This window comes from Methanothermobacter sp. DP (assembly GCF_026692625.1).
Classification (GTDB): Archaea; Methanobacteriota; Methanobacteria; order Methanobacteriales; family Methanothermobacteraceae; genus Methanothermobacter; species Methanothermobacter marburgensis.
The window spans coordinates 1,333,036-1,347,980 of sequence record NZ_CP113501.1; the positions used below are offsets into that span (position 1 = coordinate 1,333,036).

Sequence of the window (14,945 nt, forward strand, 5' to 3'; positions counted from 1 at the left end):
CCACCATCCATTAATCTGATAAACCGAACTCCCTCTCAAAGAGAACAGCCCTTGCAGGGCATATGTTTGAACAGGCACCGCAGTGTATGCATTTATCCTCATTCACCATCATGAGCCCGCTTTCATCCCTTGATATTGCATCCTCAGGACATATATCCATGCAGAGACCGCATCCAATGCATAGGCGGGGGTCTATGAGTGTGAAACCGCCTGTTATCCTTCTCTTCTTCATGGTAGTTTTTGGTATGGCGTCTGCGGGGCAGTGGATTCCGCACTTCTCACAGAGTATGCATTTATCGGTGTCCACCTCTATGGAGCCCCTCTTAAGGGTTATGGCATCAACAGGACATATCTCTGAGCAAACACCACAGGATATGCAGTCCTCTGAAACCGAGCCGTCCCATCTCACCGTCTTGAAGTCACGGGCCCTGCTCACATCACACGCCCTGACGCAGCGGCCACAGGATACGCAGTAGCCCCTCAGTTCCCCGTCAACCATCCTCAGGGTTCCGACAGGACATGCGTCTATGCAGGGGGTTTCATCGCAGTCCCTGCAGAGGGATGGGTCGTATCTCAGCTTGCCGTCAACCATCCTGATGGCACCCCTTTCACAGGCCCCTGCACAGAGCCCGCAGTTGAGGCAGGATACTATGCTGCCCTCACGCTCTGTTTCCGGTCTCCTTATCTTCACCTCGAAGTCATCCACGTATATTGCTCTGCTCGGGCATTCCCTGAGGCATTTGAGGCAGAGTGTGCACTTCTCAGGGTCTATCTCAAGGTCCTCTATTGCCCCCACAGGACAGACATCCTCGCAGACACGGCACTCTGTGCATACCCCATCATCTGTATCAACGATTATGGCGCCCGTTGGACAGTAGTACTGGCATCTCCTGCAGAGGGTGCATTTATCAGTGTCAGTGATCACATTGACCCTGGTGGCCTCATGGCTCCGGGGCGTCCTCCTCACAGGTGGCTTCACCGCCAGGTTGAGTGATTCCAGGAAACGGAGCTGTCTGTCTTCTATGAGGTCAAATGCATCCACTCTTGCCCCCAGGGGGCATTTATCGACGCAGAGACCGCACCTTGCACATATGCCCTTAACTACACCGTCCTCTATCCTTATGCTGTTTACGGGGCACGTCATCTCACAGACACCGCAGGCGTTGCATTTTGCCCTGTCAACCACGTATCCCCCGTACCTGTTCCTGCGTATTGCCTTGTTTGGACAGGCCTCCATGCATGCACCGCAGGTTATGCAGCTGAAGGCCCTCCCATCAATCATCCTTATTGCTTCAGTTGGGCATGCCCTGATGCATTCTCCAAGTCCCTCACATTTTCCTGTTGATATGAACATGATACTAACCCCATGATATTATCAGCGCCCAAGTAAGAGTTTACCCGCCACTATACCTGCTGCTGCCGCTGCAAACCCTGTGGCGATGGGGATATCGGTGTAGTACGGGAATGGGCCGATGTTCCATGCCACCAGGATGAGGACCAGGAGCAGCACAATGTAGGTGGATGCAGGAAACTCATCATCCCTTATTCTGCTTCCAAGTATGAATCCAAGTAGAAACCCGAAGATTATTGGACCTGTAAACATTCCTGATTCCCCACTATTCAGTGACCTCTTCACCCCTGAACTCCATGAATGTTATCACGATTGCGCTGAGCCCCACGAGGACCTTGAGGCCCACAACTATGTTGAGGTAGGGTATTATACCTGCATGTGTCGGATCCGGGTAGTTGAAGAAGCCACTGACACTCTGTGATATGCCATAAAGGTCAACTCCCAGGTTGTAAAGGAAGAAACCTGAGAATAACAGGCCGCAGAGTCCCAGTGCAACGTATCCAAGCGCCCCTATGCTTTCCATTGCAGACATGAATTCATGTGAAAACTGGAAGGGGCTCTTTTCGATTCCGTATACGACTGCACAGAATATGAACCCGGCTGCAACCATCGCACCCCCCTGAAAGCCTCCTCCAGGGGTTATGTGGCCCCCGAGCACCGTCAGGATCCCCAGGCACATTATGAATATTGCTGCGGGGAATGCGAATATCTTAAGTATTGTACTCATCTCTCTTTCCCTCCATCATCTCTCCCTATCTGGACCTTACCCCTTCCAAATACCAGAAGGGTTACAAGTACAGCTGTGACAAGTATGAGGGCCTCTCCAAGTGTATCGTATGCCCTCCAGTCAAACACAACAACCGTCACCATGTTTGGGGCTATCTTTGTTCCCAGGTAATTGTAGACAATGCTTATCCCGGGGTTTATCACATGGCTAAGGTCAATGATGGCATCAAAGAGTGTCACCCCAAAGAGGCCCAGTGCCACCGTTGCCATGAGGCCCCTGATGGATTCAGACACCTGAACCACCCCAGTAGAATATTGAAGCCAGTATTCCGAGTGTCATGAGCACATAGAATATCATCCTGCTGAACTCGTCCCCCTGTTCACTTCTGAGTCTCACAGAGATGGGGAACGAGGTCAGGAGGAAGACTGCCAGCAGGAGAACCGTGAAAACCATGAGGATGAAATTTATCTTCCTCAGCATCACCGCAGCTATCAGGACAGCTGCAGTTACGGTTATCTCTGCTGTGAGTGCTGCTGAGGCCGAAATGTTGCTTACTCCCTTCTCACCATCTTTTTCTGTTAATTCCCTTATCCTGTCTATTACCGTATCATAGAAGCTCATCTCATCCCCTCTCATATTATAAGACCCTGTATCAGTGATGTGAACTGGGATGTTGCAATCCAGGGCGCCAGTCCCAGTGCCGTGCATATGAGAATCAGCACCACAAGTGAGAATACCGTTGACCTGGGGACCGATTCGGATTCCAGTTCCATTCCCTCAGGTTCTGGTCTGAGGTAAACCGAATAGAATGCCCTTAGGAAGGTCATGAAGGTGACTATGCTGAGGAGTATCATCACAACACCCAGTTCAGGGAATCCGGCCTGTATGGATGCCTGTATGAGCATCAGTTTACTCTGGAATACATTGAATGGTGGTACACCCGCCATTATGAATCCTGAAAGCATCACGAGACCTGCAAGGCCTGGTTTATATGCTATGAGGCCCCCTATCCTTTGAGGGTCGGATCTTCCAGTCATGTAGAAGATTGTTCCAAAGCCCAGGAATATGCATGCTGTTATGAGGGCCTCGTTGACAGCCTGAAAGAGACCCGCTGATATGCTGGCTGCGGTTCCAAGGCCAAGGCCTATTCCAATGTACCCCAGTTCACCCACCGCAAGGAAACCTATCATCCTCCTTAGATCAGTCTGCATGAGGGCCATGATTATACCCAGAACCATCCCTGCCAGTGAGAAGAACACCATCGCCCACCTCACAAGCGGCATGTGGTAGAACATTCTCAGTATGACCAGTGCAAGGGCTGTGAAGGTGAATACAGAGAAGGCCTGAAGAAGTGCCGCCCCATGGGGCAATGCCCTGCTGTAGACCGCTGATTTGATGGTGTGGAATGGTGGGAGCCCAGTTCCATAGAGCCACCCGAAGAGTATCAGTGATGATGCAAGCAGGAACAGGGGGCTGCCAGGGTTGACAAGACCGCTTCTCATTGAAAGCACTATATCTGATATGTTAACGTTTCCTGTCAGTGCAAGGAGTATGGCCACCCCCAGAAGGAGCATTGGGGCTGCCACCCCACCTATCATCATGTATTTGAGTGCGGTTTCATAGCTGCGCTCCACCCCCGAGCAGAGTATCACACCAACCTGTGCAAGTGCCGCTATCTCAAAGAAGACATAGAGGTTGAATATGTCATCTGTGAGGACTATGGCTGTAACAGCAGCTGTCCCCATGAACATGAGGAATGCGTAGACGCCTGAAGGTTTCCTGACCTCATTGAGGGATGTTAAAACCGCCAGGAAAGTCACGATTGATAGTATAATGAGGAAGATCCTCTGGGCACTTCCAAAGAGGTATGTTATCCCCGGGTGAAACGAGTAGAGGTACGATGACTTTATGGACTCAGGCAACCCTGATGCAATGGCAGGATTCTCTGATAGGGGGGCGTAGCCACCAAAGTAATGTGCACCGTACCCTGCAAGGAGGGGTATGGTTGGAAGTACAACTGCCACTGCAACAGCCAGTGCCTTCACGGTTCTGTCCCTTCCATGAAGGAGGTTGAGTAGAAGAGCGCAGAGAATCGGTAAAACCACCATGACCGGTATAAGTGGATTCATAATTTCTCACCTGTTAAACTCCTGATTTTTTTACTCTTCCAGCACCTTGGATGCGCTTATGGTGCCGTGTTTATGGTAAAGGATTATTATTATGCCGAGCATCACAGCAAGGGTGCTGGCCCCTATAACTATGCTTGTGAGTACAAGTGCAAAGGGCAGGGGGTAGGATGCGTTTTGTGCGAACCAAGTCCCTGACATTCCTGGAAGGTAAATGTAGACTATACCCCCGGGCCTATAGCCCAGTGTCACAAGGAAGAGGTTAACGCCGTCGGCTATGAATGAAAGGGCTATAACCTTCTTTATGAGGTTGTCTATGAATATCACGGCCACAGCGCCTATGACCATGAGGCTTCCTGCTGTCAGTAGGGATGCCAGCTGTAGAGAGATCATGATTCTTCCTCCATTCTCATTGTCCTGTAAGCAGCAAGTGCAAAGAAGACCGGTATAATTGCGGATCCAACTATCGCCTGTGTCAGTGCCACATCAGGTGCCAGTAGCAGCTGGTAAAGGGCTGCTATTGCAGCCCCGGGAACGCCTGTGAGTATGGCTGCCTTCAGCAGGTCCCTCTGGACCAGTGCAAGTACCGCTCCAAGTATGGCTATAATCATTATCACGTATTCGATCATCTAATCCCCCTCCCCATGGTAGTGGGCGTTTGCTATTGCATGTGAGACGAATGGTGCCAGTATGAAGTATGTTGCGGCCAGTAGTGGTTCCCCAAGGGCAAGTAGTGCCAGTATGCATGCAACATCGGCAATGCCAAGGACGTGGATCCTTGCATACAGGACCCTCTCTATGTCATCCCTGAATCTGAGTATACCTATGGCTGCAAGTATCACGAGTATGGCTGATACGATAAGGATAGCAGACCTTAAAATCATGATGTACACTTCTATCAACCCCTCAGAACCCTCGCAAATGCTATGGTGCCAACTGGCCCCAGAAGAACAAGGGCATAGGCTATATCACGGCAGAAACCAACCCCATAGATCCTGTTTATAAGTATGAGTATCGTTGCGATGGCTATGCTTAGCGCCGATATACCAACAAGGCCCATCCCTATGCTCTTCCTTGTTGCGATCCTAACCGCTGCAATGGAGAATACTGCCAGTGAAGCCAGGAGAATATATTCTGATATTATCAGCAGATCCATGAAAAACCCCCTATTCAAGCATCCCCCTTATGTAGGGCTCGAATGGTATTATGTCCTCCCTGCTGCGGGGATATATTGCAGCGACCTTCAGGATTCTGTTCTCAGAATCAAGGTCAACCGAAAGTGTTCCTGGTGTAAGGGTTATGCTGTTTGCAAGTATCGTCTGGGACACCGGCCTTGTGAGTTCAGTCTCTATTTCCACTATTACAGGCTCAATGTTTCCATTCAGTGTTCTTACTGCCACGTCAGCTGTTGCCTTAAGTATCTCATATATCAGGACCAGGAAGTAGGCGATACCGTACAGAATCCTTGTGATAAACATTTTATAGCTCCCTTCTCTTTAGTACCAGTTCTAATTAACATGATTATTTATGATAATATAAAGTTTTCTATATAAATCGTAATAAAAATGTGATAGTCGTTGATTACGGCAGGAGGAGCACGTAGACTACCACAAGAGCCCAGAAAATCAGCATAAGGATCCCGAAGCCCCTTCTGAAGGTTCTCCCTGAGAAGGGCCTCATGAACCTGACCCCTGATGGTGTGAAGGAATCAAGGACATCATGGCTGATGAACCCGATGAGGAGGGGCCCCATTATTGTGTAGAGATTCATTGTGGGAAAATCCGTGAGAAACACCCCAAGAAGAGTCAGAAGTACGAATGGTAATATCATCACCCTGTTAAGGAACATGAACCCCAGAACCATGAGTATGACCACTATTGATGCCTTCCTATCAAGGCCCAGTGACCACAGAAGGAAGAACATAGATAGAACAAATACCGTCAGGCAGGCAGAGATTATGAGAGCCCCCAGAATTGAATGTGTGAATCCCCTGTGCCTTGAAAGGTAGAATATGAGGGCAAGATCCATAAGGGCAATCCCCGCAAGGTAGGGAAGACCCAGGATATAAAATACAAGGAATATCACAAGTCCAAAAAGAAACACCGTTGACACATTCTCTGATTTAACCTCATGGTCCATATCAGGAATCATGGCCCCCAGAAGTGCCAGTGCAACCGGGAAAACCGCCTGGAAAATTGGGGACGCCATTATGATTGAAAAGGCGGCATGTTTCTTATATGAGGACACTGACCCACCCCACTCTACTGAAGGAACACATCCAAACACCTCATCATGATAGAATACCCATGTACTTCAGAAAAAGCCTCATCTGCAGGAGCGACCTCACGTCACTGCCCTCCCTGACAACTCCATTCTCAGATAAAACCTCACAGGTTACAGAGGGGATGCCTGCAAGATTGCATTCATCCTCAAGGGCCCCTCTGTAATGGGAAGACGCCCTCTCATAGCATAGAAGTTTTGATGAAGTCCTTGAGGTTATGTAACGGGCTATCTCCATGCTTTCATGTTCAGGTTCCTCTGAACAGAAAACACCCTCAACACCTGGTTTGCTTCCAGGTGCCGTGGAGTGGAAATCTGCAAGGGCATCTACCCCCATCTCACATGCCCTCCTGAATATGGAATTTGTCACAGACCCCCTGATACTGGCTGAGCGGTTCAGATCATGACCCATGAACCACCTGCTGTTCTTCATCGTTGCCCATGGGGCGGCAAATGGTATCACATGAACTGTCCCCCTGATATCCATGGATAAAAGCTGTTCCGAAAGCCTTAAAGCCGCTACCTGTGGGGGTATCTCATTGCCATGGACCCCCGCCACTATCATCACCACTGGCCTCCCCCCTCCAAGGGTGAGCATCACTGTACCCTTCCGGGAGTGCTCTGCCAGTTCAAGGGAAAGTTCTGAGCTTAAATGTGGCCGTAGAGCATCATTGAGAGTAACATCACCCCCCGAGCCCTCATGTACAGTTGAAATTTTAATCGACTCCTCCCTCACAAACATCAAGGTCACCACGCACAGAACCATAAACCTAATAGAGTATCAGGGGTCCCCAGTGCAGATCTCTCAGTTAACCGAAGTGGTGATAGCACCTTCACCCCATCACATATAGGTCTCCGGCTACACCGGGGACAGACTTAATAACACCTAGCCATTATATCTATAATGCTGGTAATAAAAACATGAGTATTTGATTCTTATAAGGTGATTGTTATGGATAAGGTGGTTCTTGCTTTCAGTGGAGGTCTTGACACATCTGTATGTATCAAGCTCCTTGAGGAAAAATATGGTATGGAAGTCATAACAGCCTGCGTGGATGTTGGTCAGCCGCGAGAGGAGGTTGAAAGACCGGCAAGGGTTGCAGAGGAACTCGGAAACTATAAACACCACACAGTGGATGCAAGGGCAGAGTTTGCAGAGAACTACATATTCCCCGCAATAAAGGCAAATGCAGTATACGAGGGCTACCCCCTCAGCACGGCCCTTGCAAGACCCCTCATAGCAGAAAAGATAGTTGAGGTGGCCGAATCCGAGGGTGCATCTGCAATAGCCCATGGATGCACAGGTAAGGGGAACGACCAGTTCCGTTTTGAGGCAGTTATAAGGTCAAGGACAGACCTTGAGGTCATCGCACCCATAAGGGACCTGAACCTCACAAGGACAGAGGAGATGGAATACGCAAGATCCTGCGGCATACCCCTGCCCTCCGATAAGCTCTACAGTATAGACGAAAACCTCTGGGGGCGTGCAATAGAGGGCGACATCCTGGAGGACCCCATGGTGGAACCACCTGAGGACGCATTCCAGTGGACAAGGCCCATCGATAAAACCCCTGAAGAACCAGAGGTGGTCGAGATTGAATTCAGGAAGGGTGTCCCCGTTGCACTGAATGGTGATGAGATGAAGCCCCTTGAACTCATAGGCCTCGCAAATGAAATCGCTGGTAAACACGGGATTGGAAGGGTTGACATCATGGAGGACCGTATCATAGGTATGAAGAGCCGGGAGGTCTATGAAACACCCGCAGCCTTCCTCCTCCTGGAGGCCCACCGGGCCCTTGAGCAGCTGACACTTACCAGGAGCGAACTTAGATTTGCGGATATAATCAGCAGCACCTACGCTGAACTCGTCTACAGTGGACTCTGGCATGACCCCCTCCGTGAGGACCTTGACATGGCAATAAATCACATGCAGAGGCGTGTAACAGGAATGGTGCGGGTCAAGCTACATCGGGGCAGTATGCGGGTCATAGGCAGAAAGTCACCCTACAGCCTCTACAGTGAGGAGATAGTATCCTTTGAGGACAAGACCCTCGACCAGAGGGAGATGGCAGGAATGGTCAAGAACTACGCCCTCCAGGCAGGGATATACAACAGGGTGTGCAGGAAGGAGAACTGATGGAAGGGTTCTCATTCCTTGTTCTCATTGTGGTTGCCACATTCATAATTGCGGGGGGTCTTGCGTCCCTCAGAATACTTTTTGGTGTTGGAAGGAAGATACTGGCACTTGCAGGAAACATAGTGCTTGGTATTTTTCTTCTTTTTGGTATTAATATGCTGCCCTTCGTAAACATCCCCATCAACCTTCTCACAGTCCTTGTGGCTGGTTTTGGTGGGGTGACAGGAGTCGGGATACTCCTCATTGGAAACATCCTTGGGCTGGTCTGAGGATAACCCCTTTGATATTATTTTTGACTTCACAGTGAAAAGGAGGTCCCTTTCAGCCTCCCTTAAGCTATTAATTCAACTATTACTTTTTGATGGCTCAGAAGCCATAGGTCCGCATATCCATCGCCCCTGGAATAAAATCATGGATCTCTGATGCTAAAAATCCTGTTCCATATTTCTCCATTGCCAGTTCCCCTGCCTTACCATTTATGAATGCTGCAAGTGAGGCGGAATCAAATGCTGAAAGCCCCATTGCACGTAGACCCACAGTTAAACCAGCAAGGCAATCCCCTGTGCCGCCCACAGTCATCCCCGGGCAGCCCGTCCTGTTGAGGCGGAATCTGTCACCCTGGAATATCATGTCCACAGGACCCTTCAGAAGTACCGTTCCCCTTATCCTTGAGGAAACAGAGCTGAAGGCAGCCACCTGTTCACTGAAATCGGCGTATATCTCGGATCTGAGTTTAAAGAACTCCCTGAATTCACCCATATGTGGAGTGACGGTTAGATCCCTGTAGTCATTGACATGGGAGTAATCAATCAGCCTGAGTGCATCGGCATCGAGTACCAGGGGTTTTCCCATCTCCTGGAGTGCTCCAATAAGTTCTCTGAAAGTTTCTGATGTTGATTGGTGTCTGCCAGCCCCACAGCCCACAAGAACAGAATCGGCATTTTCTGCAAGTTCCAGGAGCTCCCCCAGAGACCCTGGCCCTATATATTTACCCTCAAGTTTCCTGACTATTAGATCAGGTACGATGGATTTGATGGCGCTGGCTGCACTGCCCGGTGCTGCAACGGTTACAACGTCTGCACCTGCCCTCAGTGCGGAGATGGCTGCGAGTGCAGGGGCCCCTGAGTAGTGATGGCTTCCACCGATAACCAGAACCCTCCCGTTTTCCCCCTTATGACTCTCAGGGCTCCTGGATGGTATCCTGAGAAGGTCCCCCGGACCCACAAATACCTCGGCTGCCCTTGGTATCCCTATGTCCCTCACCACGACTTCCCCTGTGATGGCAGGGTCCGCCTTTTCAAGTCCATCCTTCATCCTGTGAAAAGTCACCGTAAGGTCTGCAGATACAGCCACATCATCCACGGTACCAGTCTCTGGGTTGAGTCCACTTGGTATATCCACAGAAACTTTAAATGCATCTGAACGGTTTATGAGTTTAATGGCTGACCTTGATGGTTCCCTTATAACCCCCCTGACACCCGTGCCAAGTACTGCATCAACAACCACATCTGTATCCACAGGGAAAAGCTCAGATGAATCACTGACTGCCCTTAAACCGAGTATGCCCGGCTCCGGCTGCATGACCCTGAGAACATCCCAGTTACGCCGTGCCTCCGCTGACCGTATCCTTTCGGGGTGCGTGAGTAGGAGAACCTCAACCTCGAATCCCATGTTAAGGAGATGCCGTGCGGCAACAAACCCATCACCACCATTTCCCCCCGATCCGCAAAATAATACGACCCTTCCTCCATCCGCATAATTCCCTATCTCCTCTGCAACTGCCCTTCCAGCAGTCTCCATAAGGGAAAGTCTTGGAATACCAAGGTATTCGGCATTAATATCGGCTGCTGCCACATCAATCGGCTTCATGACTGTTTCACCATCCTTAGAATTTCAGGGTTAATTCCAGAGCCCCCACTCCAGATGCTCTGAATTTATATTATTGGCTGACAGATATTTAACATATCAAGAGGCGAGGTTTCCCATGCCACCCAAAAGGAATCTGGTGGAGAATATTCCATACGTTCCCCTATCAGTCATATACTATGCCCTCGCGGCTCTGGCGGCTCTCATAATTTATGGTATAGCTGGCTCAATGTACATAATGGGGCTTGACCTCTACAATGCCATCTACTTCACAGTGATCACCATCGCCACTGTGGGTTACGGGGACATAACACCCGTCACGGTATCCCAGAAGATATTCTCTGTTACCCTTGCCCTTGGTGGTGTGGGACTCATAGCCTATGTTCTAAGCTTAACCGTTTCGGTGATCACGATGACACTGCAGGAGACCATATCAGGTGCCCGGATACGGAGGTTAATGCAGTCAATGAACAACCACTTCATTCTCTGTGGTTTTGGCCGTGTTGGATCCGCCGTTTTTAATGAACTCCAGAAAAGGAATCAGAAGACCATAATAATTGAGAAGGACCGGGAAATAGTGGAGAAGGAACTCTGGGAGGATCCCAACGTACTTGCAATACCTGAAAGCGCCACAGATGAGGATACACTCAGGGCTGCGGGGATAAAGAGGGCCCGTGGGGTTATAATAACAACAGGGGATGATGTTGACAACCTCTTCATAACCCTCACCTGCAGGGAGCTGAATCCGGATATATGGATCGTGACAAGGTCCAGTAAGAGGGAAAACATAAAGAGACTCTACCGTGCAGGGGCCAACCGTGTGATCTCCCCTGAGATCAGCGGGGGTGAGGACATCTACTTTGCAGCCATGGAGCCCACCATGGTGAAGATAACAGTTAAGCATGACGTTGAGGATATTGGAAGGGAGGCAGAGATAATACTCAAATATGGGTGCACACTGGAGGATATAGAGTACCATCTCCCTGAGTTCAAGGAGCCCCTGGTGAGGAAGATCGGGGTATCCGAGAGGAAGGAACTTGAAAGGTTTTTAAATGCCCTTGAGAGTGATCCCGCCAGAAAGAGCTCCCTTACAAGGATCTATGAGTCTGTGAGCGGAATACACTCCCACTGGATATCCGGGCCAGACAGGGAGAGTATAGATAAGGTTATAGATGAACTAAAAGAGGAGGGTATCCTTCTCGGGGTTAACCTCGATGACGGTGAGATAAAGGAAGTTGCAAGGAAACATGGGCGGCTTGTTGAGATAATAATTAAACCTGAGATGAGCATTGTTGAAAACCACGGCGTGGATGACATAAGAAGGGAAGCAGAGATCATAATAAAGAATGGCTGTACAATCGACGACATAGAGTACTACCTTCCAGGTTTCTCAGAGCCCCTCAGAAGAAATGTGGGTGTTGATTCAATTGAGGACGTCGACCGTTTCATAAAGACCCTCCAGAGTGACTCCCGTAAACTGGAATCCCTTGACAGACTCTACACCCTCTCAGGTGGGGGTATACATACCCACAGGATATCAGGACCCGACGCAAAAAGCCTTGATAGGGTGGAGGCGGAACTCAGGAAGGAGGGTTTCCTCATAGGGGTTAATCTGGACCTCGCCGAGATCAAATCCATAATACAGGAATCAGGAAGGGTTGTTGAGATGCTCCTCAAACATGACCTGGGTAACATGGACGACAAGGAGACAATTATAAGGAGGGGCGGCCGAATCCTTGACTCAAAGCACTACCTTCCAGGGGTGAGGCAGGTGGTCACAAGGAACCTTAACATAAGGAACATGGATGACCTCCGGAGGTGCCAGGAGGAACTTGAAAAGCCAGACGCCAGGAGATCCCTGAAGGCCCTGTACAGCATATCAAGGAATATACACTCACACACCGTCGCTGCAAGTGACGTTAAGGTTATAAAGAAGATTGAGAGGGACCTCGAAAAGAGGGGTGTGCTCCTTGGTGTTAACCTCTCTGAAGATGAGATATGGGACATAGTTGAAAGTGAAATGATGGAGAAGTTCTGCATAGAATAAAAAATGTTCTAATTAAGAATAAAAAATGAATTTAGAAGAGGTCATGGAGTTTGATCTGGTATGCTCCAAGGTTGCCGCCGTAGTTCCCTGCGCTTATCTTAATTGTGCCCGGAACGGTACATGCGGCCTTTATACCTTCCTTCATTGCTTCCCTTACAACCTCTTCGTTGACACCGTCTATAACTATCTCATATACCCCATTGACGTTTTCAGGTATCTCGCTGCCCTCAACCTCATCCTTGAGTGTCACGCACATCTTCTCATTGGTTGATGCGTTGAGGAACTTGTACTTGTTTGATCCAACCTTTGAACCTGAAGCCACCACACCGCCAGGGAATGGTGTTATCGTGCCTTCAACTGCGGCTATTGCATCCACTGCAGCCTGGGCCGCAAGGAGGGCTGATGCCTGACTGTCACCCATGATGAAGAAGTTTCCGCCTGCAACTCCGTCCTTTATTCCAAATTCGCTTTCAATGAGGAAGTCGCCTGACATTATCGGGATTGAGTGGATCTTTCTTCCGTCGATCTCAAGTTCCTTCTCGTAGCCATCCCCGAAGAACTTGAGTTTGAATCCCACGTTGAGCTTCTCGTCCTCGTCATCGAGAGCATCGAATACTGCGGTTGTTGGTGCTGTAAGTATACCCATCCCTATCCTTTCAAGGAGTTCATGGTCCAGGTTCTTCTTTGATGGGTTGCAGATCATTATTATGTATCCAGGCCTTCCATCGGGTGTCTCCTCTGGTGGAACGTAGCAGTCTATACCTGCCTCTGCAGGACACCCTATAACAGATGTACCGTAACCTGTTGCCTCGGTTGCAGCTATCTTTGCAAGTTTTTTGGTTGCTGCGGTTACAAGGACCCTTGAAACCTTGATACCGAAGGCCTCCGCAAATGTATCCTCTATTTCAACACCATTTATCTCCATAATTATCACCTAGTTGATTTAGTGGAAGAACTGCTAATATATTTTTCTAATTTTGTTTAGGTATTAAGGCCCTTTCAAAAATCAGTTATCTTCTCAGCACCCCAAGAGCACTTTAAATGAATCTAAATGATCTTCTGGAGAATTAAAAGTACTAAACCACTGCCTTAAATGAATCTACAGGATGTTTTACAGAATTAAAAGTGACTTTGAGAAAAACTATCAGTAAACCAGAGTAAAGAAATTGCATGAATTATCCTCATGGAGGTTTAATCCAAGATGTGCTTCATTCACCGTCAGCGGGTTTCAGTACCTTTATCCTGAAACAGGTTCCAGGGGAGAGCCTGTAATCAACCTTTGCCTCTATCTGATTCAGAAGGCTTCTTACAAGCTGCAGACCCAGTGAATCTGCATTCTCAAAGTCCACGTCCTCAGGGAAGCCACGACCATTGTCCCTGACCTCAAGCATGTAGTGATCATCCTTATTCCTGAAAACAGCCCTTATCTTTCCATCCTGTCCCTCGGCAAAGGCGTGTCGGAAGCTGTTGGATAGTAGCTCTGAGAGTATCATCCCAAGGGGCACCGCCAGGTCAAGGCCCATTTCAGCATCCTCAAAGTACATCTCAAGTCTCACATTTCCCGGTTCAGGGGAGTATGTGCTTAAAATCCCTGAAACAATGCTCCTGGCATACCCTGCAAAGTTTATTGACTCAAAGGATCCCTCATGGATAAACTTCTCATAAGCTTTCCTTATTGACCTTAGACGATTCTGGGTATCTCTGAGGAGCTCATAATCATCCCCATCCTTTATATATGGGAACTGGAGATTAACTATGCTTGTGATAAGCTGAAGGTTCCTGTCGATCTGCCTGTAGAGGCCATTTATTGTATTCCTCAGTTCAGAGATCGTTTTACGGAGCTCGGCCACCTCATGAATCTTTTCTGAAGCGTCTCTTGCAGTTACAAGGATAAAATCCTGGCCTGATAGTTCCAGGGGTCTGAAGCTCAGTTCAAGGGGCACATCCCGGCCATCTGAGTCCATGAACTCCATGATGGTTGTGCATGGGCGGGGTTCCTCGGCCAGACGGTCGAGTATTATCCTCAGCCTGGACTTCTGAATGAGGGGAATCGCCCTCAATGTTGGAAGGTACCTTCCCCGCAGATTATCAGGATCATACCCCAGCTTATCAGCGAAGGAATTGCTCAGGTCAAGTATGAAACCATTTATATCCTGTAATATCCAGGGTTCAGAAGATTCCAGGAGGAGGTTGAGGTAATCAGGTGATGAACGTATTTCCTCCACGAGGTTCTCATACATTTTTTCGTCGTGTAACTTATCGGTTAAGAAAACCCTTTCAAGCATGATTATCCCCCTAACCTGCTGCAGCGGTCAATCTATAGATCTGATTATTGACCCATAAATCTTTTTCCAGTGTTGTGTCAGATTTCACAATAACCCTGAAGTTTTACATCAGTTTCCCGGATACTC

General features: G+C 48.9%; 19 protein-coding genes. 3 read left to right on the top strand and 16 right to left on the bottom strand.

All coding sequences use genetic code 11. The features are described 5' to 3' along the window. Window positions 1-10 precede the first annotated feature (10 nt). The 13 genes from OXN82_RS07110 to OXN82_RS07170 form a co-directional block, all read right to left on the bottom strand. Window positions 11-1,354 carry a 4Fe-4S binding protein gene (locus OXN82_RS07110; protein WP_321211177.1) on the bottom strand — a complete coding sequence of 448 codons (1,344 nt, stop codon included), beginning with the start codon at window positions 1,352-1,354 and terminating at the stop codon, window positions 11-13. A 21-nt stretch (window positions 1,355-1,375) separates the two neighbouring features. Continuing rightward, a complete protein-coding gene (locus OXN82_RS07115) occupies window positions 1,376-1,603 on the bottom strand; it encodes an energy-converting hydrogenase B subunit J (RefSeq protein ID WP_321211178.1) in 228 nt (75 codons plus the stop codon). 13 nt (window positions 1,604-1,616) lie between these two features. Continuing rightward, complete coding sequence (locus OXN82_RS07120) at window positions 1,617-2,078, bottom strand: MnhB domain-containing protein (protein ID WP_013296420.1); 462 nt, start codon at window positions 2,076-2,078, stop codon at window positions 1,617-1,619. Further along, a complete protein-coding gene (locus OXN82_RS07125; RefSeq protein ID WP_321211179.1) occupies window positions 2,075-2,371 on the bottom strand; it encodes an EhbH in 297 nt (98 codons plus the stop codon). Before OXN82_RS07125 ends, OXN82_RS07120 begins: the two co-directional genes overlap by 4 nt. Beyond that, a complete protein-coding gene (locus OXN82_RS07130) occupies window positions 2,364-2,699 on the bottom strand; it encodes an energy-converting hydrogenase B subunit G, EhbG (protein WP_321211180.1) in 336 nt (111 codons plus the stop codon). The genes OXN82_RS07125 and OXN82_RS07130 overlap by 8 nt, the downstream gene beginning before the upstream one ends. A gap of 11 nt (window positions 2,700-2,710) precedes the next feature. Next, entirely contained in the window at window positions 2,711-4,207 is a 1,497-nt protein-coding gene (ehbF, locus tag OXN82_RS07135; RefSeq protein ID WP_321211181.1) for an energy conserving hydrogenase EhbF, read from the bottom strand. Between the two features lie 30 nt (window positions 4,208-4,237). Continuing rightward, on the bottom strand, window positions 4,238-4,597 hold the full coding sequence (locus OXN82_RS07140; protein WP_171770416.1) for a cation:proton antiporter subunit C: 360 nt from the start codon (window positions 4,595-4,597) through the stop codon (window positions 4,238-4,240). Further along, entirely contained in the window at window positions 4,594-4,833 is a 240-nt protein-coding gene (locus OXN82_RS07145; protein WP_321211182.1) for a DUF4040 domain-containing protein, read from the bottom strand. Before OXN82_RS07145 ends, OXN82_RS07140 begins: the two co-directional genes overlap by 4 nt. Then, complete coding sequence (locus OXN82_RS07150; protein WP_321211183.1) at window positions 4,834-5,088, bottom strand: DUF2109 family protein; 255 nt, start codon at window positions 5,086-5,088, stop codon at window positions 4,834-4,836. A gap of 14 nt (window positions 5,089-5,102) precedes the next feature. Further along, window positions 5,103-5,360 carry a monovalent cation/H+ antiporter complex subunit F gene (locus OXN82_RS07155; protein ID WP_321211184.1) on the bottom strand — a complete coding sequence of 86 codons (258 nt, stop codon included), beginning with the start codon at window positions 5,358-5,360 and terminating at the stop codon, window positions 5,103-5,105. A 10-nt stretch (window positions 5,361-5,370) separates the two neighbouring features. Beyond that, window positions 5,371-5,682 carry a monovalent cation/H+ antiporter subunit E gene (locus tag OXN82_RS07160; RefSeq protein WP_321211185.1) on the bottom strand — a complete coding sequence of 104 codons (312 nt, stop codon included), beginning with the start codon at window positions 5,680-5,682 and terminating at the stop codon, window positions 5,371-5,373. A 103-nt stretch (window positions 5,683-5,785) separates the two neighbouring features. Beyond that, entirely contained in the window at window positions 5,786-6,451 is a 666-nt protein-coding gene (locus tag OXN82_RS07165; RefSeq protein ID WP_321211186.1) for a metal-dependent hydrolase, read from the bottom strand. 43 nt (window positions 6,452-6,494) lie between these two features. Then, window positions 6,495-7,226 carry a succinylglutamate desuccinylase/aspartoacylase family protein gene (locus tag OXN82_RS07170; protein ID WP_321211187.1) on the bottom strand — a complete coding sequence of 244 codons (732 nt, stop codon included), beginning with the start codon at window positions 7,224-7,226 and terminating at the stop codon, window positions 6,495-6,497. Between the two features lie 210 nt (window positions 7,227-7,436). Here OXN82_RS07170 and OXN82_RS07175 point away from each other — a divergent pair, with 210 nt between their 5' ends. Both OXN82_RS07175 and OXN82_RS07180 read left to right on the top strand, forming a co-directional pair. Next, entirely contained in the window at window positions 7,437-8,621 is a 1,185-nt protein-coding gene (locus OXN82_RS07175; RefSeq protein ID WP_321211188.1) for an argininosuccinate synthase, read from the top strand. After that, window positions 8,621-8,890: a pro-sigmaK processing inhibitor BofA family protein gene (locus tag OXN82_RS07180; protein ID WP_321211189.1), complete on the top strand. Its 270-nt coding sequence runs from the start codon at window positions 8,621-8,623 to the stop codon at window positions 8,888-8,890. Before OXN82_RS07175 ends, OXN82_RS07180 begins: the two co-directional genes overlap by 1 nt. A gap of 97 nt (window positions 8,891-8,987) precedes the next feature. Here the strand turns inward: OXN82_RS07180 and OXN82_RS07185 are convergent, their stop codons facing one another. Beyond that, window positions 8,988-10,490: an NAD(P)H-hydrate dehydratase gene (locus tag OXN82_RS07185; protein ID WP_321211190.1), complete on the bottom strand. Its 1,503-nt coding sequence runs from the start codon at window positions 10,488-10,490 to the stop codon at window positions 8,988-8,990. A 115-nt stretch (window positions 10,491-10,605) separates the two neighbouring features. On the opposite strand from OXN82_RS07185, the gene OXN82_RS07190 reads away from it, so the two are divergent. Continuing rightward, a complete protein-coding gene (locus OXN82_RS07190) occupies window positions 10,606-12,534 on the top strand; it encodes a 3H domain-containing protein (protein WP_321211191.1) in 1,929 nt (642 codons plus the stop codon). A gap of 31 nt (window positions 12,535-12,565) precedes the next feature. Here OXN82_RS07190 and fhcD read toward each other — a convergent pair whose 3' ends face one another. Both fhcD and OXN82_RS07200 read right to left on the bottom strand, forming a co-directional pair. Next, entirely contained in the window at window positions 12,566-13,459 is an 894-nt protein-coding gene (gene fhcD, locus OXN82_RS07195; RefSeq protein WP_321211192.1) for a formylmethanofuran--tetrahydromethanopterin N-formyltransferase, read from the bottom strand. A 283-nt stretch (window positions 13,460-13,742) separates the two neighbouring features. Next, window positions 13,743-14,819 (bottom strand): sensor histidine kinase, encoded by a 1,077-nt coding sequence (locus OXN82_RS07200; protein WP_321211193.1) that lies wholly within the window; start codon window positions 14,817-14,819, stop codon window positions 13,743-13,745. Between the last annotated feature and the right edge of the window lie 126 nt (window positions 14,820-14,945).